Origin of the sequence: Massilia violaceinigra, assembly GCF_002752675.1 — a bacterium.
Lineage (GTDB): Bacteria > Pseudomonadota > Gammaproteobacteria > Burkholderiales > Burkholderiaceae_D > Telluria_A > Telluria_A violaceinigra.
This window is the reverse complement of the sequence record NZ_CP024608.1, coordinates 780,038-799,837: the sequence shown is the minus strand read 5'-3', so window position 1 is coordinate 799,837 and position 19,800 is coordinate 780,038. Positions and strand designations below refer to the sequence as shown.

The window sequence follows — 19,800 nt, the reverse complement described above, 5'->3', positions numbered from 1 at the left end:
GACACTCCGTGAGTGACAGAAAGGATGAGAATTCAGGAATTTCCAGGGCCGGGCGCGCACTAGAAAGGCCTCAAGTCTCGAACTTTTTGCCAGGTGATAAGAAGATAATACGAATACTACTGGGTACTGCTTAAGCGTTACTTATACGACAGGGACGACAAAAGAGCCAAAGCCGCATCCTCCCCCTTTCGGGAGAGGACCGCAAGCTTTGACTCCGGCGCAGAACTGAACGCCAAATAAGGCTTTGTTGCTATTACTTGATTTCGGCTTTCGCGCCAGCTTCTTCCAGCTTTTTCTTGCCGGCTTCAGCGTCAGCTTTCGAGATCGCTTCTTTCACCGTTTTTGGTGCGCCATCGACCAGATCTTTAGCTTCTTTCAAGCCCAGGCCGGTGATTTCGCGAACTGCTTTAATGACGCCAACTTTGTTCGCGCCGAAATCAGCCAGAACCAGGTTGAATTCGGTCTGCTCTTCAACAACAGCTGCAGGACCTGCATTGTTGCCGCCGCCGCTCGATACTGCAGCTGCCGAAACGCCGAATTTTTCTTCGAATGCCTTGACCAGGTCGTTCAGGTCCATTACGGACATTTCGCCAACTGCTGCCAGGATGTCGTCTTTGCTGATTGCCATTTGAAACTCCATTTATTTTGTGGAGGACAGGGCCGCTGTGCGGCGATGTCCTCTAATACGTTGTATAGATTGGTATTGACTAAAAAAGTGCAAGGGTAATCGCGAACGATTACGCTGCTGCTGGGGCTTCTTCTGCTGCTGCAGTTTCTTCTGCAGGAGCGGCGCCTTCGCCTTTTTTCGCTGCCAGGGCAGCCAGACCACGTGCAAAAGCCGACACCGGCGTCAGCATCAGACCCAGAACCTGGGCGATGAGGACTTCACGGCTAGGGATGCTTGCCAACGAGATAACAGCTGCTTTATCCAGCTGTTTACCTGCGTAGTTACCTGCGGTAATAACCAGTTTGTCGTTGGTTTTAGCAAAGTCAGCGATGACTTTAGCTGCTGCAACGGCATCATCCGAGATCGAGTAGATCAGCGGACCGACCATCGAGTCGGCCAGGTTAGCAAACTGCGTACCTTCAACGGATTTGCGAGCCAGCGTGTTCTTCAGAACACGCAGGTACACACCCTGGGTACGCGCTTTGGCACGAAGTTGCGTCAAGTGACCAACCTGGATGCCACGATATTCGGCCACGACGATCGTTTGCGCAGTTGCTACTTTTGCGGAAACTTCGGCGACGACGGCCTTTTTGTCATTCAGATTGAGACCCACGGTCAACCTCCTAAAATGATGCGCGGCAAATGCCTTGCATCGGTTCGAACAACGGCGTCCGACGTTTAGAAGTACAACTGAGCGGATGAATTCACGCAGCGGGACTAACAAAACTTGCTCGGGTGCACCATCTGCGTTGGGTGGTCTATTAACCTCCGGCCTGCCTGCTGCCTTCAGCCCAACGGTCTTTGATTGTCTGCCCGGACTTGCGCCCGGACATCCCAAAGAGTCGCCACGGTTTGCACCGTGGACTTAATTCTTCAAAACTTAAGCTGCCAGGGAACCCTGGTCGACGCGAACGCCGGCGCCCATGGTCGACGACAGGGCTACCTTGCGCAGGTAAACACCTTTCGACGAGGCTGGCTTAGCCTTGTTCAGTGCATCGATCAGCGCAACCAGGTTGGCTTTCAGGTCAGCGTCAGCGAACGACTTACGGCCGATCGTTGCGTGGATGATACCTGCCTTGTCGGTACGGTACTGAACCTGGCCGGCTTTCGCGTTTTTCACGGCGGTAGCGACGTCAGGAGTAACAGTGCCGACTTTCGGGTTAGGCATCAGGCCGCGTGGTCCCAGGATCTGGCCCAGGGTACCAACGATACGCATGGTATCTGGCGAAGCGATGACGATATCGAAAGGCATGTTGCCGGCTTTAACCATCTCAGCCAGGTCTTCCATACCAACGATGTCGGCGCCGGCAGCTTTTGCCTGCTCGGCTTTTTCGCCGGTTGCAAATACTGCAACGCGAACGGTCTTGCCGGTGCCTGCTGGCAGAACGACGGAGCCGCGCACGACTTGATCCGACTTCTTAGGATCCACGCCCAGCTGAACCGATACGTCGATCGATTCGTTGAACTTGGCGGTGGCGAATTCTTTCACCAGAGCGACTGCATTGTCGAAGCCGTAGGACTTGTTACGGTCGACCTTGGCTTTGATTGCTTTAACGCGTTTGGACAGCTTAGCCATTACAGACCCTCCACCGTGATGCCGATCGAACGAGCGGAACCGGCGATGATGCGCACTGCGGCATCCATGTCGGCAGCGGTCAGATCCGGCTGTTTGATTTTAGCGATTTCTTCAGCTTGAGCGCGGGTCAGCTTGCCTACCTTGGTGGTATGTGGCGTTGGCGAACCTTTGGTGATGCCGGCGAACTTCTTGATCAGGTAGGTTGCTGGAGGCGTCTTCATCACGAAAGTGAAGGACTTGTCCGCGAACGCCGTGATCACGACTGGAATTGGCATACCTGGCTCTTGACCCTGGGTCTGGGCGTTGAACGCCTTGCAGAATTCCATGATGTTCAGGCCGCGCTGACCCAGTGCTGGGCCAATCGGTGGGGATGGGTTTGCTTTACCAGCTGGCACTTGCAGCTTGATAAAACCAATGATTTTCTTTGCCATGATGGCTCCTATCTTGGATTGAGTAGTAGCGCCCCGCCGGTACAATCATGGCAGGGCTCCTCTTACCGGATTTCGCTAAACCACCGCGGCGCTCCGATTAGGCGTTTTACCATCGTCGCTCCCGCGAAGGCGGGAGCCCAAGTTTCTATGCGTTACCACCGGCACAAACTTGGATCCCCGCCGAGTGCCGCCTTGGCGCGGGAACGACGTTTTATACTTTCTCGACCTGGCCGAACTCGAGTTCGACAGGCGTTGCACGACCGAAGATGGTGACCGAGACGCGCACTTTGGATTTCTCGTAATTGACTTCTTCGACGTTGCCGTTGAAGTCGGTGAACGGACCATCCTTGATACGCACTTGCTCGCCCACTTCGTACAGCACTTTCGGGCGCGGCTTCTCGATGCCTTCTTGCATCTGCTGCATGATCTTGTCGATTTCGCGCGCGGGAATCGGCGTCGGCTTGTTCGACTTACCGCCAATAAAGCCGGTGACCTTGCTGGTGTTCTTGACCAAGTGCCAGGTCTCGTCCGTCATTTCCATTTCAACCAGCACATAGCCCGGGAAGAAACGACGTTCGGTGACCGACTTCTGGCCATTCTTGACTTCAACAACTTCTTCGACCGGCACCAGGATGCGGCCGAACTGATCTTGCATACCGGCGCGCTCGACGCGCTCGGTCAGTGCACGCATGACACTTTTTTCCATGCCAGAATAAGCATGCACAACGTACCAGCGCTTGTTGCTAACTGGCACGCTCAGCGCTGCAGCAGCGTCTTGTGCCGGAGCTTCTACGCCCGGCGCCAATGCATCCGCCGCCGGAGCGTCGACCGCAGGTTCGCCGGCCGCATCATCTTGCACATTTTCGCTCATGTTATTTCCAACCCAGGATCACGTCGTACAACAAAAATTCAAGCATCTTGTCCGTGCCCCACAGGAACAGCGCCATGACGGTCACAAACGCAAACACGATACCCGTGATCTGCATAGCTTCTTTGGGAGCGGGCCAAACGACTTTCTTGGTCTCGCGCACCGACTCTTTGGCGAAATTCAAGAACTCACGACCACTGGACGAGGTCCACAAAAGCAGGACGGCAAAAACTAAACCAGCCGCGAGTGCGGAACCGCACATCCAAGCTGGTTTACTTTGGCCCTTCAGGTAGAAGAACCCGACGACCCCTGCAATCGCGGCAACCACTGCCAGCGCGACTTTAAACTTGTCGTTCGACGTGCTGACGGTTTGCACGGATTGATTAGACATACGTTTTTACTTTCGGTGCCCTGCACCAGAACGGTGGCAGGGACGGAGGGCATCGAACCCCCAACCTTCGGTTTTGGAGACCGACGCTCTGCCAATTGAGCTACGTCCCTACGTAAAACTTCAGTGGAATCAGCAATTATACCATCGTCCGGCCGCTGATGGCAAATTGCTGATTGCGGCGGAGCGCCGGACGGAGAGTCCGGGCTCGCCCTAACTAATTACTTACCAGCTACTTCGCTGAGAATCTTTGCAACAACACCTGCACCAACGGTACGGCCACCTTCGCGGATTGCGAAACGCAGGCCTTCTTCCATCGCGATCGGGTTGATCAGCTTGACGGTGATCGACACGTTATCGCCTGGCATAACCATTTCTTTGTCCGCTGGCAACTCGATCGAACCAGTCACGTCCGTGGTACGGAAGTAGAACTGTGGACGATAGTTGTTGAAGAACGGGGTGTGACGGCCGCCTTCGTCTTTCGACAGTACGTAGATCTCGCCGGTGAAGTGATTGTGCGGCTTGATCGAGTTTGGCTTCGCCAGAACCTGACCACGCTGTACGTCTTCACGCTTGGTGCCGCGCAGCAGCAGACCGACGTTGTCGCCAGCTTGACCCTGGTCCAGCAGCTTGCGGAACATTTCCACGCCGGTGCAAGTGGTCTTGACGGTGTCGGAGATGCCGACGATTTCGATTTCTTCGCCGACTTTAACAACACCGCGCTCGATACGGCCGGTCACAACGGTGCCGCGACCCGAGATCGAGAACACGTCTTCCACAGGCATCAGGAAGGCGCCGTCGATTGCGCGCTCTGGCGTTGGGATGTAGCTGTCGAGTGCGTCGGCCAGAGCCATGATCGCCACTTCGCCCATTTCGCCGGTGTTGCCTTCGAGGGCCATACGTGCCGAACCCTTGATGATTGGCAGGTCGTCGCCTGGGAACTCGTATTTCGACAAGAGCTCACGCACTTCCATTTCAACCAGTTCCAGCAGTTCTGCGTCGTCGACCAGGTCGCACTTGTTCAGGAACACGATGATGTAAGGAACGCCAACCTGGCGTGCCAGCAGGATGTGCTCGCGGGTCTGTGGCATTGGGCCGTCAGCTGCGGAGCAAACCAGGATCGCGCCGTCCATCTGTGCCGCGCCGGTGATCATGTTCTTGATGTAATCGGCGTGGCCTGGGCAGTCAACGTGAGCGTAGTGGCGGTTAGCCGTTTCGTACTCGACGTGAGCGGTGTTGATGGTGATGCCGCGCGCTTTTTCTTCTGGTGCTGCATCGATCTGGTCGTATGCTTTTGCTTCGCCGCCGAATTTCTTCGACAGAACGGTTGCGATAGCTGCCGTCAGGGTGGTCTTGCCGTGATCAACGTGTCCGATGGTACCGACGTTGACGTGCGGCTTGGTCCGTTCGAATTTACCTTTTGCCATTTTAGACTCCTAACGATTTTGAGTGTGACCAGGCACGCGCCTGACTAACTATTGAATACTGCGAATGTTACGAATGCCTGAAGCACTGAATTCTGGTGCCCTTTACGTGGATTGAACACGTGGCCTCTCCCTTACCAAGGGAGTGCTCTACCACTGAGCTAAAAGGGCGATTATGTATTACGATTTTGCGATCTTGCTGCCACCGATCGCGCATTGCATGAAGCACTGGAGCGGGTGAAGGGAATCGAACCCTCGTCGTAAGCTTGGAAGGCTTCTGCTCTACCATTGAGCTACACCCGCGAGTTACTACTTCACCGACTACAACATCTTCTGCAACAACTTGGTGGAGGGGGCTGGATTCGAACCAGCGTACTCATAGAGAACAGATTTACAGTCTGTCGCCTTTAACCACTCGGCCACCCCTCCGCGAGGAACCGCAGAGTATGAAGCAAGATCAATCTACTGTCAATTATATTTGCAGGGTGCTTTCTGCTATCTCATTGACGTCTTGCTTCGGGGCGTGATTGTAACGGGAAGAAGTCGGGATGTGCAAGGGCTGGACGAAAAAATGTGAAATCTTTTTTTGGATGCTACTTTTGAGTAAGGACGTTAGCCTGTAAACCGTCATTCCCGCGCAGGCGGGAATCCAAGTTCGGGCTGGAGCCGTTAGCTGAGCGAGCAACTTGGATTCCCGCCTGCGCGGGAATGACGGGGCTACCTCTGACTCAGGGCGCCAGCGCCAGCAGCACCTGCCCTTTCAGGGCCTTGATCAGCGAGGTTTCATCGGGCGGCACGCCCTCCGGCGCGAGCTCGGCGCGGTCGGCATAGAACAATCCCACCTGCACCTTGCTCACCACCAGCGGCAACACGATGAAGCTTTTGGCGTCCGGCAGCAAGGCCCTGTGCCAGGCCGGCAGCAGGTCGCGGATCTTGGGGCTGGTGGCGTCCGCGATCATCAGGTCGGCATCGTTTTCCATGGCCAGGTGAAACAGGTCGCGCGCCGCCCCCATCGGGAAGGCAAATCCGGCCTGGCGCCGCGCATGGTCTTCGCCGAACGCCAGGCGTGCCCGGTACTGGCCGCTGCGCGCATCCTTCAGGCACACCGTGGCGAAGCGGAAACCCATGCTCTTGTACAAGGTTTCCAGCACGGCCAGGATGACATCGTTGACCTTGGCGTCGCCCGCGGCCCGCAACTGCGTCACATCCTGCACCCCGGCCAGCAGCAGCTCGCGCGCATTGTGCGGCTTGCCGCTCGGATGAGTCCCGCCCGCCGCGCCGCCGCCGGCGTCCATAGTGGCCAGCAGCAGCACATTCGGCAGCCCGCCCGTATCGAGCGTTTCCTCGTCGCGCGGCTGCGGCTCCATGTTCATGCTGCGCAGCAGCGCCGTCATCTCGGTCTGGACCGTCTCGAACAATTCCTTCATCTGGTCGGCGGTCAGGTTCAGCGCCACGCCGTAGCGCAGCTGCAGCGCCTGGAACTCCTTGCTCTCGGCCGGACTGGCCGAGCGCCCCAGCAGGCGCGAGACCTCCATCGCGAACGACGCCACCTGGCGCATCCACTCGCCGCGGTTGATCGCCACCTTCTGCGCCCCCGCCTGCAGCGCACTGAGCGAGCGGACAATGACGTCCGGAATCTTCCACTCCGCCATCACCGCCTGCGACAGGGCGTCGTAGCTCGCCCCCAGGATCATCTGCGAGGCCTGGCCCACGCTGTGGGTGCCGCCCTTGACCAGCGCGTTGATCTCGCGGTAGCGGTCGTGCTCGTGCGAAGCCACCAGCAGCGGCCCCAGGTTCTTGAACAGGGCCCCGATCGACGCTTCCTCGGCACCCTGGTAAAAGCTGTGGCGCGCCATTTCGCGCCCCACCAGGCTGGCGCACAGGGCCGCTTCGAGCTCGATCCGCACGCTGGTGGCGTGGGCGCTGTTCGACAGGGCGTCGACCAGCAGCATGGCCAGCGCCGTGGTGCGCACATTGTCGAAGCCGAGCAGCGAGATGGCGCGCGAGATCGTGGTCACGGTGGTGCCGGACTTGGTGCGGTAGGTCGGCGTGTTCGACAGGCGCAGGATGCGCTGGGTCAGGGCCACGTCCGACAGCACGTAGTAGGCCAGGTCGTGCGTGCCCTCGTCGTCGGAGGAAGCCATCTCGACCACGCGCGCCACCGAGGCGCCCAGGGCAAACATGTCTTCGTCGCCGCACACCTTGTGGATCAGGGAGGCGCGCACGCGCCGGGTATCGCCATCGGCGTAGGAGGGAGAAGCGGAAGGAGGAGAAGCGCTGGACATGGATAAGGGGCGGAGGTGGCGAAATTCAGGCGGGCGCGCCGGCTTTCCTGCGCACGCCCTTGCCGTATTTGGTCAGGATCTGCTGATGCAGGCCGGCCAGGGCCGGCAATTTCGGATTGACCGGGTCGAGCCGGCGCACATTGTCGATCAGCCCCAGCGCATCCTGGGCCAGCCGTTCGTCCCAGCCGACGTTTTCCAGGCACTTGAGCACGGCGACGGCGGCATTGAATACCACTTGCGGATTGTCCGGCAGCTTGCCGACCGCCTCGACCATCAGCTCGACCGAACCGCGGTAATCGCCCTCGTTGGCCTTGGCCGCGCCGGCCGCCACCAGGTCGACCACGGCCTGGCGGCTCTCGTGCGCCACGCTCAGGGCCAGGTCGGTGCGTCCGGCCTGCTCGAACACCGCCATCGCCTTGGCCATGACGGCGCCGTTGGCGGCGTTGCGCATCACATCGCTCATGACTTCGGCCGCGCCCTGCTCCATATTGTTTTGCAAACAATTGCGGGCAAGCTCCATCTTGACCTCGGGCGACAGCCCGCTGGTGATGCGGCAACCTTCCAGCGCCGCCGTGAGCGACTCTTCCAGGCGCGCATCGTTGCCGGTGTACTCATGCACCATGGCGGACGAAATGGCGCTGCACACGGCCGTATTCTTCTGCCCGCCCATCGACTTGTCGAGGTCGCGGATCACGGCCGCCGCCTGCACCGGATCGCCCTTCTTCACCAAGGTCTGGACCAGCTTGACGTGGTCTTCCGGGTCGCGGAAGGTCGAATACTTGGCCTTGCTCACCACTTGCTTGAGCACTTTTTCGGCGGTCTCGGTGTCGCCCGTTTCCAGCGCCACCTCGCCCAGCTTGCGCAAGCGCCGCACCGCGTGCGGCGACACCGCCACCGCATCGCTCAGGACCGCCTGCGACTGCTCCAGTTCGCCCACGGCGGCATGCGTGCGCGCCAGCCAGTCGTAGGCATCGACGAATTTCTTGTTGCTGTCGACCAGCGAGGTCAGGATCTCCTTGGCTTCGTCGAAGCGCTCGCGCATGAACAGGGTCTTGGCCAGGCCGAGCCGGGCCCAGGCGATCGCCTTGGCATCGAACAGTTGCTGGTAGATCGGCTCGGCCAGCTCCGGCTCGCCCAGGAACATGTGCAGCTCGGCGCGCAGGCGCAGGAAATCGACCGCGTAGCGCGGGTGCAGGCGCATGCCCTCGGCGCAGGCATCGATCGCCTCGCGCTGGTTGCCCGAATCCATCAGTTGATAGACCGGCATGAACACATTGCGCTTGTCGAGCGCGCGCCCGATACGCTCGAGCAGCAGGTCGGCGGTAAACGGCTTGAGGATGTAATCGGTGGGCGCCAGTTCGGCCGCGCTGACCACCTTGCTGTAATTGCCTTCCGCCGTGACCATGATGAACATGGTCGACATGGTCATCAGCTTATGGTGGCGCAAGTCTTCCAGCAATTGCTGGCCATCCTGGCCACCGTCGAGGTCGTACTCGCACAGCACCACGTCGAACGCTTTGAGGCCCAGGTGCTTGATGGCGGCGTTGGAACTGCCCGCATGGTCGATCCTGGTCAGCCCGCACAGGGTCAGCATGTTGTGGATGCTCGCGCGCATGCCCGCATGCGGCTCGACAATCAACGCGGTCAGTCCCTCAAGTTCGTTCATCTCTTGTTTTCCGATCAGCCTGTGGCGGGCAGAGTTCCGCGACGTACGTCGGCACGCTGGGTCTCAGTATATTACGGCAGAGGAACGAAATAGTTGAATTCAGCCGTGCGGAACGGCGAAGCCGATGCGGGAATGCCACACCGGCTGGGCCGCGCACGCCGCTTCAATCGTCGGCGTCGACCGGTTCAGGCGGGCTGGTCCGGATGATGTCGAGCAGCGCCGTCACCACCTCGGGGTCGAACTGGGTCCCGCTGCGCTCGGCGATGTAACTCACCACATCGGGATACGGCCACGGTTCCTTGTACGGGCGCCGGTGCAGCAGCGCATCGTACACGTCGACCACCGCCACGATGCGCGCGGCCAGCGGAATGGCGCGTCCCTGCAGGCCCTCGGGATAGCCGGCGCCGTCGAAATGCTCGTGGTGGGCACCGGCGATCTGGGCGCCGTAGGTCAGGTAGCTGACTCCGTCGACCATGCTGGCGGCGCGCTCCAGGATCGAGCGGCCGATTTCGGCATGGCTCTGCATCACGCGCCGCTCCTCGGGCGTGTGCGCGGCCGGCTTGAGCAAGACCTGGTCGGGCGTGGACACCTTGCCCACGTCATGCAGGATGCTGGCCAGGCCGATCATTTCCAGCAGTTGCGGGGTCAGGCCCGGATCGTCCACCCCATCCTGCTTCATGCGCTGCGCGATGCGCGACGATATGTCCTGCACGCGCCGCACATGGCCGCCGGTGCCATGGTCGCGGAACTCGGCCAGGTCGGCCAGCGCCACCACGGTCGCTTCCTGCGCCTTGCGCAGCTGGCCGAACATGTACAGATTGTCGAAAGCGGCCGCGATGCGCTGGCAAAACACTTCCAGCAAGTCGCGCTGGATCGGCGCCAGCGGCCACGGCGGCGTGACCGAAATGCACAGCTGGCGCTCTTCCTGGGTGTGGATGTACAACACATTGACCGGATGCTCGAACTGGCTCTGCTTTTCGCGGAACGCCTTGACAATCGCCGGCATCAAAGGATGATCGGCCGGCAGCGCTTCGCTGTCGGCCAGGGAGGTATAGCTGCCGGTGGCGGCCACCACGGTCGGTCCGCCGGTCTCGGCCGACATCACGCACAGCACGCCGTCGGCGCCGACGTCGAGGATCGCGCTGACCTGGTTGAGCACGCCCGAGGCGAATTCGCGCAGCGAATGGATCTGGTACAGATTGGTGGCGCCGGCCAGGATCTTGCCCAGGCCGATGCGGCTGCGTTCGAGCATCATCAGGCTCTCGTAGGCGCGCAGCGCCGAAATCACGGTGGTGAACAGCTTTTGCGTGGTCAGCTCGGTCTTGGCCTTGTAATCGTTGATGTCGTATTCGATGATCACGCGCTGCTCGGGCGCCTGGCCCGGCTGGCCGGTGCGCAGCACCACGCGCACGATCTGGTTGTTCAATTCCTCGCGGATGCGGCGCGCCAGGATCAGGCCGGCGTCGTCGGTTTCCATGACCACGTCGAGCAGCACCAGGGCGATGTCGGTCGTGTCGCGCAGGATGCGGTAGCCCTCGGCCCCGCTGTAGGCGGAAAACAGTTCGAGTTCGCGGCCCTTGAAGGCCACGTTGCGCAGCGCCAGCCGGGTGACGGCGTGCACGTCGACGTCGTCGTCGACGATCAGCACGCGCCACAGGCGCTGGTCGATCGCCGCGGCACTGGCGGTCGCGCCGCTCTCGTCGTCTTCGTCGAGCAGCCAGTTATCGTCCGATGCATCTGTGGGGTCGGTCATACAGGCTCCATAAGTGCCCCTGCCAACGGGGCGTCATACGTGATGCAATCAAAACAGCGCTTTCCTGCCCGACCGTAACTTTAAGCAAACAGTGCGACTGTGACATCGGTACCATCCGCTTTTTACCAATCAAATTATAAACAATGTTTTGTCTCAGGCGAGCACCGCTGCATTCATATTTTGCGGGCTGGCAACAGCACCGCTCGTCATTTGGCGCGGCATCTGCTACTCTTTGACAGCACAGGCGTCCGCCGCGGCGCTGCTTTGACAGGGAGACACCATGCAAGTTCCTTCTTCGACTGTAGCCGGTGGCGGGCCATCCGGCAAGGATATCGCGGGCCACGAGTTTCTTGCGTTCACGCTCGGCTCGGAAGAATACGGGATCGACATCCTCAAGGTACAGGAAATCCGCGGCTATGAGGCGGTGACGCGGATTGCCAACGCACCCGAATTCATCAAGGGCGTGATCAACCTGCGCGGCATCATCATTCCCGTGGTCGACATGCGCATCAAGTTCAATCTCGGCACGCCCGTGTACGACCAGTTCACCGTGGTCATCATCCTCAATATTTCCGGGCGCGTGATGGGGATGGTGGTCGACAGCGTGAGCGACGTGACTACATTGACCCCCGAGCAAGTCAAGCCGGCGCCGGAAATGGGCACCGCGTTCGGCAGCGACTACCTGATCGGGCTGGGCACGATCGACGAACGCATGCTGATTCTGGTCGATATCGACAAACTGATGTCGTCGAGCGACATGGGGCTGATTGAGTCCTTGGCGAGCTGAACGCTCGGGCAGAACGCCAAATTTAGCACTGAAACAGCGTCGCCCATTCGCACATATCGGAGATTATCTTGAATTGCTCTTCGGACCATCTGCAAAAAAACTTTGTAAGCCTTAGTTTTTAAACAGTTTTTTCTCGCACGGACCAGTGGTATATCTGTAATTGCTGTCAGTGCGATCTTTAAACGGTCGTCAGCGCCGCGTTACCGACTTCCTGGCGCTGTGGCGAGCTCAAGGGCTTGCCACAACGCCAGGAGCGCCACGTCGTCGGGCGCGCCCGTGAACGGGGCCACGGCCAGGTGACAACGCGGCTGCCTGGCGATTTTCTCCGGGCTGTCGTCGATGATGGTGATGCGATCGAGCGCGTAGCCGAACTTCTGGACCTTGCGCAAATCCTTGATGTACACATAGCTGTTGCTGCGCGTATCGATGCGCTGCACGCAGCGCTCCACCGACCAGGCAAACTGCAGCGGTACGCCGGCGAACAGCTGTTCCACCACTGCAGCGACGTACGCCGCACTGGACGAAGACCATACTGCCAGATCGAAGCGCTCGGCGGCAAAATCGATCAGTTCGCGCGCAAACGGACGCTGGTAGAGCAGGTAGGGCGCCACTTCAAAGTCACAGGGATGGGCGAGCGGCACCTCGCTCGCGTGCACGAGCGTCTCGTCAAGATCGAAAATGAGCAGGCGGCGCGGCTTATTGTCCATGCGGATCGAAGTAGGCGGCCCAGGTGATGGCCGACGGTTGCAGTTTGGCCGCAGCCCCAAACAGCGCCAGCGCCTGTCTGCGCGTGCCGGTATTGAACACCGCCACCGCCAGATTGAAGGTGGTGTGGCGATCAAGCGATCCCCGCGCCAGCGCTTCGCGCAGCACGGTTTCGGCCTCGCGGTACAGCGCGCGGTCGCACAGCAGCGCGCCGAGGCAGGTCAGTACTTGCGGATCATGCGGATGGCCGGCGCGGGCCTGCTCGAGCAGCGCCTGAGCGGCGGCAATGTTGCTGTCCCAGTGCTCCATGCGCTGCCAGGCCTGATCGACCAGCTGCCGCGCTTCGGTGATCTCATTCATGGTCAGGCGATACAAGGAGCGCTACTGCGTTTAAAAACTTGGTCTCCCGTGTGGCGCTTGCAATCACCTGACATGCGCGGATAATTCTCGAGATAGAACGCACGCAAAGCAAGGAGCCAATCATGAAGGGCGATACAGCCGACCGCGCCGCTGCGAGTAAAGATGCGCATGCCGCTGATACCTATACCGAGTGGCTCAAGGCCGAGGTGCAGGCATCGATTGACGATCCGAGCCCCGGCGTCCCGCACGACGAGGCAATGCGCCAGATTCGCGCCGCGCTCGTGCTTGCGTACGAACCGGAAGACTGACCGGCATCGCTCACCGAACGCGCGCCAGTTCCTCCAGCTCGGCGGCCCGTGCCGCGCGCGCGCTGACAGCGCATTCATGGGCGGCCAGACGCGCCGCCGTGCCGCCATCGGGATCGTCATAAAACCCGCAGTTCGCCTCGGTGTATTTCAGCCACATCCGCTGGACTTCCTGGAGCTCTTTTTTGCGCGCGCCTTGCTGGCGCGCCAGCAGCGCCCGGTACGCCACATTGAGGCGCTTATCCTCCAGCGCGTACTGCGCCGACATGCACTCCTGCATATCAACATTGCTGACCGCTTTGTTCATGCAGCGCTCGTACTGCTTTCCGAGCGCGGTACCCGGCGCGCCCTCCGGCGCGGCGGCGGTGGCGGTGGATACGGCGCCGGCGGCCAGCGCCAGCAACAACATCGTTCGTAACATGGTCATCAAAGAAACATCCTGGCAACTCCGGGCGCACCCGGGATGAAAAAAAATCCGGTTCAACCCGGATCAAGAGGACGCGCCGCGGCGGCCTGCTTGCGCCGCCCCACGCATTCGGCCTGGCTGCCGCCCACGTCGATATTCTGGTAGCGCACTTCGTACTTGCCGGCCGCCAGGCGGTCGGCCACGAACGTGTCGCGCGCCAGCACGTACACATGGCGCACGTTCGAGCGCCGTTCGAGATCGAAAATCTTGACCAGCACCGGCGAGCCGTTGCGCGTGTTGTCGAGGCTGATCTGGGTTTCCGGCCCCTGGTTGCCGATCGGAAAACCGTCCACATAGCCCGACTGCGCCGGCCACGGCTCGCCGTTGGGCGCGATCAGCGAATGCAGTTCGGTCTCGCAGTCGGCCACGCGCGCCGGCACCACCAGTTCGGTCACGCCAAGCGTGCGGATATCGGGCGGGCGCTGGCCGGCGTCGGCCACGTGCGGCTTGGCCATCGCCCAGCTGTCGACGCGCGCGTCGGCCGGCGGCCCGGCGTGCGCGGACGCCCCCGTGCGCGGCGTTCCCAGCGCCGACGCCAGTGCCACCGGCACCGGTACCGCGCGCTCCTGGTCCATGAACAAGGCGCCGGCCGCGCAACCCAAACCGAAACACAGCATCAGCCCGAACCACCAGCGCGGATCGCGCACGGCCCGGTACGGCGCCACCACCTCGACCGGCGCCGCATCCCACGCCGGCGCCGCTTCATGGCGCGGCTTGTCGCGGCCGTCCTCGGTGCGGGTACTTTCCAGCCATTCGATTTCCCATTCCTCGGCCGCGATCCACTCGTCGTGCTCCTTGCGCCGCACCGGGTCGGACAGGGTGCCGTAGGCGCTGTTGAGGATCGCCATGATGCGCGCGGCCTTCTCGTCGCCGGGATTCTTGTCGGGATGGTATTTCTGGCTCAATGCCTTGTAGGCGGCACGAATGACTTCCTGCGGCGCCAGGCGCGCCACTTTCAGGTTGTCATAATGTGTGTGGATCTTGGCCATTGTCGTCGGGTCGGGGAAGCGGGCAGTCGTCCATGATAGCCGATGTCGTCACGCCGGCAAGCCCGCCCGGCGTAACACCTTCATCGTCATTGTAGCGGCAAGGCAAGTTGCCAGATGCTCTACAGGCGGTGGCTGCGGTCGGCCCGCGCCAGCGCCTCGGGCAGGGCCACGCCGCGTCCCACCACCAGCACCTTGAACAGTTCCCCCATTTCGGCGGGGGAAACCAGTTTTTGCAGGGCCTTGGACTGCGGCAGGTAGCGCATCGGATCGGACGGGTCGTGCCGCAGCAGCAGTTCGCCAATGCCGGCGCCGAGCAGGAACGAGGCCTGGTTCATGTAGGCCAGCACGTCGAGTCCGGCATCCTGGGCGGCCAGCGCCATGGCGGTGAAGTCGACGTGGGCGGTGATGTCCTGCAACCCGGGCAGGTAAAACGGCTCGGGATGGGCGTGGTGGCGGTAGTGGCACATCAGGGTGCCGCCCATGCGCTGGTCGAGATAGAACTCGTGCGCCGGAAAACCGTAGTCGAGCAGGATGGCGGCGCCCTTGCCGGTGCCCAACATGCGCGCCAGCGACCCTATGAAACCGCAGGCCACGGGATGGACCTCGGTCAGGTAGCCGTCCGGCAGCAGGTCGGCGTCGGGAATCTGGCGCGCGATCTGGGCCGCCAGCGCGGCGTCGGGCACGCGCGGCAGCCAGGCGAACTCGCCCTCCTCCACCGTGACCGTCAGCTCGCGCCACAGCCCCGCATCCTTGCGCACCAGCGCCACCGGCATGGCGTCGAGCACTTCGTTGGCCAGCACCACGCCGTCGAACGCGGCCGGGAAGTCGTCCAGCCAGCGCACCTGCGGGAAGTCTTTCAGCGCTTCCTGCTGGCGCGCGCGCAGTTCGCCCGACAGTTCCATGATCGCGTAGCTCGCCACCGGCACGCCATCGGCCGCCAGCGCGGTCAGCACGTCGCGCGCCAGCTTGCCGGTACCGGCGCCGAACTCCAGGATCGCCGGCGCGCTTTGCGCCATGAGCGGCGCGGCCACCTGCGCCAGCGCGGCCCCGAACAGGGAACTGATTTCGGGCGCGGTGACAAAGTCGCCGGCCGCGCCCAGCTTGGCGGCGCCGCCGGTGTAGTAGCCCAGGCCTGGCGCGTACAGCGCCAGCTCCATGAAGCGGGCAAAGGAAATTGCGCCGTCGTGCCGCGCGATCTCGGCGGCAATCAGGTTTTGCAGGGCGTGGGACGCGGCCAGCGCGTCGCTATCGGGGACAGGAAGGGACATCCCGGCATTGTAGCGACAACGGCCGCGGTCAACAATTACGTCGACAATCGCGTCAGCCGGCGCCCCCGGCCCCGGACGCGTTGGGCAGCACCAGGGTGGCGCAAAAGCCGCCGCCCTCGGCGTTTTGCAGCAGCAGCTGGCCGCCATGGGCCTGGGCGATGCCGCGTGCGATGCCCAGTCCCAGCCCCATGCCGCTGCTGTTTTGCTTGCGCCCGTGTTCGAGGCGTACATACGGCTCGAACAGCTGGGCCAGGGCGTCTTCCGGCACGCCGGGACCGTGGTCGCGCACGGCGATGCGGATGCTCGAACCAACCGCGCGCACCGCGATCTGGGCCCGTTCGCCGTAGTGCAGCGCATTCTCCAAGAGGTTGCCGATGGCGCGCTTGAGCGCAAGCGGCTTGGCCGTCACCGACAGGCCGGTGGGCGCGAACGAGACTTCGTGCCCGGCCAGCTGGGCGCCGCGCACCATGCGCGCCAAAAAGGCGTCGAGCCGGATTTCGGTCGGGGTTTCGTGGATATCGCTGTCCTTGACGCACTGGAGCGCGCCCTTGACCATCATTTCCAGTTCGTCGATATCTTCGTGGAATTCGGCGCGCAAGGTGTCGTCGTCGAGCAGTTCGGCGCGCAGCTTGAGGCGCATGATGGGGGTGCGCAGGTCGTGCGAGATCGACACGAACAGGCGTTCGCGGTCGTCGATGTAGCGCCCGATGCGCTCGCGCATGGCGCCGAAGGCGCGCGCGGTGTTGACGAATTCGCGGCTGCCGGTCTCCGGCAGGGCCGGCATGCGCTCGCCGTTGCCGAACGCGGTGGCCGCTTCCGACAGCGCCGCCAGCGGGCGCGTGGTCCAGCGCACCACGGGAATCGACAGCATCACCACCGCCAGTAGCGACAGCGCGTGCAGCAGCAGGTGGTCGCGCGTAAACAGCTTGCCGCTGTCGAGAAAATAGGGACTGGGCATCAGGGTGGCCAGATACAGCCAGTGGCCCGGTTCCATTTCCACCTGCATCAGCAGCACCGGGGCCGGCTTGGCCAGCACGATCTGGCGCACCCGGCTCTCCGGCAGGGCCGACAGGCGGGTGCCGTCGTCGGCCACCACCAGGTGCTCGGGCCACACGAAAGCGACGCGCACATTGCGGTTGTTGGGCAGGTCGGCGTGCAGGGTGGACTGGACGGTGGCGAGCGCGATATCGGCCAGCGGCTGCGGCCCGATGCTCTCGGCCGGCACCGCGGCGCGGTTCAGGCTGACGAAAAAGCGGGTGCCGCCCATTTCGCCGAACTGCTGGATGATCAGGGGCCGGTAATTCGGCGGCAAACTGAGGAAAAAGCGCACCGCGCTGGCGGCACTGTGGCCGAGCTGCTGGGCGGCGTTGGCGACCTCGACCTGGGACTCGGCGCGGCGCTGGCTGGCCCAGATGTAGTTGCCGGCCAGCTGGGTCAGCATCACGCCGGCCACCATCAGCAAGGTCAGCCGTCCGAGCAGCGACTGCGGCAGGCAGCGCGCCCAGCCGCGCGGACGTTTATTCATGGCTGCTGATGACGCTGGCGGCGAAAACGTAGCCGGCGCCGCGCACGGTCTTGATCAGCCACGGCTGCTTGCCGCAATCGTTGAACCGCAGGCGCAGGCGACTGATCTGCACATCGAGGAAACGGTCGAACGGCCCGGCGTCACGCCCGCGCGTGGCTTCGCACAGCACGCTGCGGTCGAGGATTTCGCCGGCGTGATCGATGAAATACTTGAGCAGCTGGAAATCGAGCCCCGACAGCGGCACCGGCGTGCCGATGTGGTCGACCACGCTGCGCTCGACGGTGTCGATGGTAAAGCCGCCGAAACGGTGGTAGCGCGGCGGCGCCGCCGCTTCCATGCCGGTGCGGCGATGAATCGCCTTGATGCGCGCCAGCAACTCGCGCGGGCTGTGCGGCTTGGAAATATAGTCGTCGGCCCCGAGTTCCAGCCCGACCACGCGGTCGGCTTCGTCGGAACTGGCGGTGAGCATGATGATCGGCACGTTCGAGCGGCGCCGCACCGCCTGGCACAGGGCAAAGCCGTCGGTGTCGGGCAGCATGACGTCGAGAATGACCAGCGACAGGGTGTCCACGCTGCGGTTGAATTCGGTGAAGAAGGACGCGCCGTTGTGAGCCAGGGTGACCGAGTACTGGTTCTTTTCCAGGTAAGTCTTGAGCAGGGTCCTGATCTTCTGGTCATCGTCGACGATGAGGATGTTTCGCATTATGTGTAGCTTACCTGTCTTGCGGGCGGCGGCCGATCACGCCCAGACGGCGTTGGGTATCGGCGACGCTGACGCGTTCGTTAAGAAAAAAGCGGTGCAGCTCGGCCACCATGGCGTCGCGTGCGGTTTCGTCGGTGGCCATGCGGTGCACCATGCTCGGCACCTGCCCGGCCGGGGAGGTGGCGAACAGGGTCCAGGAAGCGCGCGCGCAGGCATCCATGGAGGCCAGGTCGGGCGCGCGCAATACCGGGACCGAGCCCTTGACGCGGCTGTAATCGCGCTGCAGGGCCGGCTGCATGACCATGGCCGCCAGCGTTTCCTGCGAGGCGCGCTGGGCCGGGCGCTCGGCCAGCATGCTGAGCATGTCGACGTTATACAGGTGATAGGCGGCCGTGCCGGGCACGGCGCCGCAGCCGATATCGCGGTCGCTGTGCAATCCCAGGGCGTTGAGCTCGCCCTTGGCCCAGTCGCCCATGACCAGCATGCCGGCGCTGCCGTCGGCCACCTGGCGCACTTCCTCCGCCCAGCTCAGTTCGCGCACGGGCGCGCCCATCCACTTCTTGAGGCCGCGCAGGCGCGTCAAGGCGCGCCCCAGGCGCGGATCGGCGAACGCGGCCGGCTCGCGCTGCTGGAACAGCTGGCGGAAATAGGCCGCCCCGCCCTCGGCCAGCACCAGCGTCTCGAACAGCGTGGCGACCTGCCACGGTTCGCTGCTTTGCGCCAGCGGCGTCACGCCGGCGCGCGCCAGCACGGCGGCGGCGCGCTCGAAATCGGGCCAGGTGACCGGCGCGTTCAAGCCGTGACGGGCGAACAGGGCGCGGTTGTGAAACAGGATATTGATCCGGTGAATGCCGAGCGGAGCCGCCACCACATGCTGGCCGGGCCGGATCAGGGCTGCGATACCGGGCAACAACTGGCGCTCCCAGTCGCCGCGCGCGGCCACCTGGTCCAGATCGGCCAGCAAACCGAGCCGGGCCCAGTCGCGGATCACGATACCATTGAGCTGGGCGACTTCCGGCGCATCCTTGGCCAGGACGCGGCTGCGCAGGACGATGCCGGCACCGATGCCCGAGCCGCCGGGCACCATGGCGTCGCGCCACTGCACGTGCTGCTGGCCCAAGCGCTCGGCCAGCAGGTCGACCGCGCGCCGTTCGCTGGCCGACTGCCACCAGTGCAGCACCTGCAGCGACTCGGTCACGGGCCTGGCCTCGGCCTTGGCCTTGGCATCCGCCTTGGCGTCGGCCCGGGCCGGCATCGGCAGCGCCAGCACAGCGAGCGCCAGCGCGGCCAGCAAGCGCCTGCCGCGCGCGCCTGTCTCCCGGGGCACTTTGCCCGTTGTCGCTTTCGCCACTATCACGCCCTCCTGTTTGCGGGACAGTGTATAACGAAAAAACCGCACAAAAAATGTAATTTTACTACAGCGATTTGCAAAGTTATTTTGCGAATTGTTTCGTTTTGTTGCAGGCGGCGCCGTCCGGATTTACCGGCGTTTTCGGCGCCACGGCAGAGTGAGCGAACGTAAATTCCTGCGCGCGGCGATTGTAAAGATATGTTGCAAGCTCAACAGCACGAAATCGGCGCTTTCCTTACAAATCAAGCACTTGGAATGTTACAAGGGGCGATTGTTCGCCAAT

The 19,800-nt window shown here is 62.4% G+C and carries 20 protein-coding genes and 4 tRNA genes; 2 read left to right on the top strand and 22 right to left on the bottom strand.

Annotation, left to right across the window (positions count from 1 at the left end; translation table 11 throughout):
* Positions 1-253: 253 nt before the first annotated feature.
* The 14 genes from rplL to CR152_RS03695 form a co-directional block, all read right to left on the bottom strand.
* A complete protein-coding gene (gene rplL / locus CR152_RS03760) occupies positions 254-628 on the bottom strand; it encodes a 50S ribosomal protein L7/L12 (RefSeq protein WP_099873744.1) in 375 nt (124 codons plus the stop codon).
* Positions 629-737: 109 nt separating this feature from the next.
* Entirely contained in the window at positions 738-1,280 is a 543-nt protein-coding gene (rplJ, locus tag CR152_RS03755; RefSeq protein WP_099881969.1) for a 50S ribosomal protein L10, read from the bottom strand.
* A gap of 267 nt (positions 1,281-1,547) precedes the next feature.
* Entirely contained in the window at positions 1,548-2,243 is a 696-nt protein-coding gene (rplA, locus tag CR152_RS03750; protein WP_054265746.1) for a 50S ribosomal protein L1, read from the bottom strand.
* On the bottom strand, positions 2,243-2,674 hold the full coding sequence (gene rplK, locus CR152_RS03745; protein WP_054265745.1) for a 50S ribosomal protein L11: 432 nt from the start codon (positions 2,672-2,674) through the stop codon (positions 2,243-2,245). Before rplK ends, rplA begins: the two co-directional genes overlap by 1 nt.
* Before the next feature lie 211 nt (positions 2,675-2,885).
* Positions 2,886-3,545, bottom strand: a complete 660-nt coding sequence (gene nusG, locus CR152_RS03740) for a transcription termination/antitermination protein NusG (RefSeq protein WP_099873743.1) — start codon at positions 3,543-3,545, stop codon at positions 2,886-2,888.
* 1 nt (position 3,546) lies between these two features.
* The gene (gene secE, locus CR152_RS03735) at positions 3,547-3,933 is read right to left on the bottom strand and encodes a preprotein translocase subunit SecE (protein WP_099873742.1); all 387 of its coding nucleotides are present in this window, start codon (positions 3,931-3,933) and stop codon (positions 3,547-3,549) included.
* A 34-nt stretch (positions 3,934-3,967) separates the two neighbouring features.
* Positions 3,968-4,043: transfer RNA gene (locus tag CR152_RS03730), tRNA-Trp, on the bottom strand.
* 108 nt (positions 4,044-4,151) lie between these two features.
* Positions 4,152-5,357 carry an elongation factor Tu gene (gene tuf, locus CR152_RS03725; RefSeq protein ID WP_099873741.1) on the bottom strand — a complete coding sequence of 402 codons (1,206 nt, stop codon included), beginning with the start codon at positions 5,355-5,357 and terminating at the stop codon, positions 4,152-4,154.
* Positions 5,358-5,450: 93 nt separating this feature from the next.
* Positions 5,451-5,525 (bottom strand) — tRNA-Thr (locus CR152_RS03720).
* 58 nt (positions 5,526-5,583) lie between these two features.
* Positions 5,584-5,657, bottom strand: a tRNA-Gly gene (locus tag CR152_RS03715).
* Positions 5,658-5,698: 41 nt separating this feature from the next.
* A tRNA-Tyr gene (locus CR152_RS03710) sits at positions 5,699-5,783 on the bottom strand.
* Between the two features lie 299 nt (positions 5,784-6,082).
* Positions 6,083-7,639: an HDOD domain-containing protein gene (locus CR152_RS03705; RefSeq protein ID WP_099873740.1), complete on the bottom strand. Its 1,557-nt coding sequence runs from the start codon at positions 7,637-7,639 to the stop codon at positions 6,083-6,085.
* Positions 7,640-7,664: 25 nt separating this feature from the next.
* Complete coding sequence (locus CR152_RS03700; protein WP_099873739.1) at positions 7,665-9,305, bottom strand: response regulator; 1,641 nt, start codon at positions 9,303-9,305, stop codon at positions 7,665-7,667.
* Between the two features lie 163 nt (positions 9,306-9,468).
* Positions 9,469-11,058, bottom strand: a complete 1,590-nt coding sequence (locus CR152_RS03695) for a DUF3369 domain-containing protein (protein ID WP_099873738.1) — start codon at positions 11,056-11,058, stop codon at positions 9,469-9,471.
* A gap of 280 nt (positions 11,059-11,338) precedes the next feature.
* Between CR152_RS03695 and CR152_RS03690 the strand changes: the two genes are divergently transcribed.
* Complete coding sequence (locus tag CR152_RS03690) at positions 11,339-11,845, top strand: chemotaxis protein CheW (protein WP_099873737.1); 507 nt, start codon at positions 11,339-11,341, stop codon at positions 11,843-11,845.
* Between the two features lie 200 nt (positions 11,846-12,045).
* Here CR152_RS03690 and CR152_RS03685 read toward each other — a convergent pair whose 3' ends face one another.
* Positions 12,046-12,552, bottom strand: a complete 507-nt coding sequence (locus CR152_RS03685; protein ID WP_099873736.1) for an HAD family hydrolase — start codon at positions 12,550-12,552, stop codon at positions 12,046-12,048.
* Entirely contained in the window at positions 12,542-12,910 is a 369-nt protein-coding gene (locus CR152_RS03680; RefSeq protein WP_099873735.1) for a UDP-N-acetylglucosamine-peptide N-acetylglucosaminyltransferase, read from the bottom strand. The genes CR152_RS03685 and CR152_RS03680 overlap by 11 nt, the downstream gene beginning before the upstream one ends.
* A gap of 122 nt (positions 12,911-13,032) precedes the next feature.
* On the opposite strand from CR152_RS03680, the gene relB reads away from it, so the two are divergent.
* The gene (gene relB, locus CR152_RS03675; RefSeq protein ID WP_099873734.1) at positions 13,033-13,218 is read left to right on the top strand and encodes a type II toxin-antitoxin system RelB family antitoxin; all 186 of its coding nucleotides are present in this window, start codon (positions 13,033-13,035) and stop codon (positions 13,216-13,218) included.
* Between the two features lie 10 nt (positions 13,219-13,228).
* Here relB and CR152_RS03670 read toward each other — a convergent pair whose 3' ends face one another.
* The 6 genes from CR152_RS03670 to CR152_RS03645 all read right to left on the bottom strand — a co-directional run bounded on the left by CR152_RS03670 (position 13,229) and on the right by CR152_RS03645 (position 19,517).
* Positions 13,229-13,624 carry a lysozyme inhibitor LprI family protein gene (locus tag CR152_RS03670; protein WP_157778312.1) on the bottom strand — a complete coding sequence of 132 codons (396 nt, stop codon included), beginning with the start codon at positions 13,622-13,624 and terminating at the stop codon, positions 13,229-13,231.
* A gap of 71 nt (positions 13,625-13,695) precedes the next feature.
* Entirely contained in the window at positions 13,696-14,670 is a 975-nt protein-coding gene (locus tag CR152_RS03665) for a J domain-containing protein (protein WP_099873732.1), read from the bottom strand.
* A gap of 119 nt (positions 14,671-14,789) precedes the next feature.
* Positions 14,790-15,938 carry a class I SAM-dependent methyltransferase gene (locus CR152_RS03660; RefSeq protein WP_099873731.1) on the bottom strand — a complete coding sequence of 383 codons (1,149 nt, stop codon included), beginning with the start codon at positions 15,936-15,938 and terminating at the stop codon, positions 14,790-14,792.
* A 52-nt stretch (positions 15,939-15,990) separates the two neighbouring features.
* Positions 15,991-17,463: an ATP-binding protein gene (locus CR152_RS03655; RefSeq protein WP_099873730.1), complete on the bottom strand. Its 1,473-nt coding sequence runs from the start codon at positions 17,461-17,463 to the stop codon at positions 15,991-15,993.
* Positions 17,456-18,169, bottom strand: a complete 714-nt coding sequence (locus CR152_RS03650) for a response regulator (protein ID WP_306625219.1) — start codon at positions 18,167-18,169, stop codon at positions 17,456-17,458. Before CR152_RS03650 ends, CR152_RS03655 begins: the two co-directional genes overlap by 8 nt.
* Positions 18,170-18,176: 7 nt before the next feature.
* Positions 18,177-19,517 carry an ABC transporter substrate-binding protein gene (locus CR152_RS03645; protein ID WP_229413271.1) on the bottom strand — a complete coding sequence of 447 codons (1,341 nt, stop codon included), beginning with the start codon at positions 19,515-19,517 and terminating at the stop codon, positions 18,177-18,179.
* Positions 19,518-19,800 lie beyond the last annotated feature (283 nt).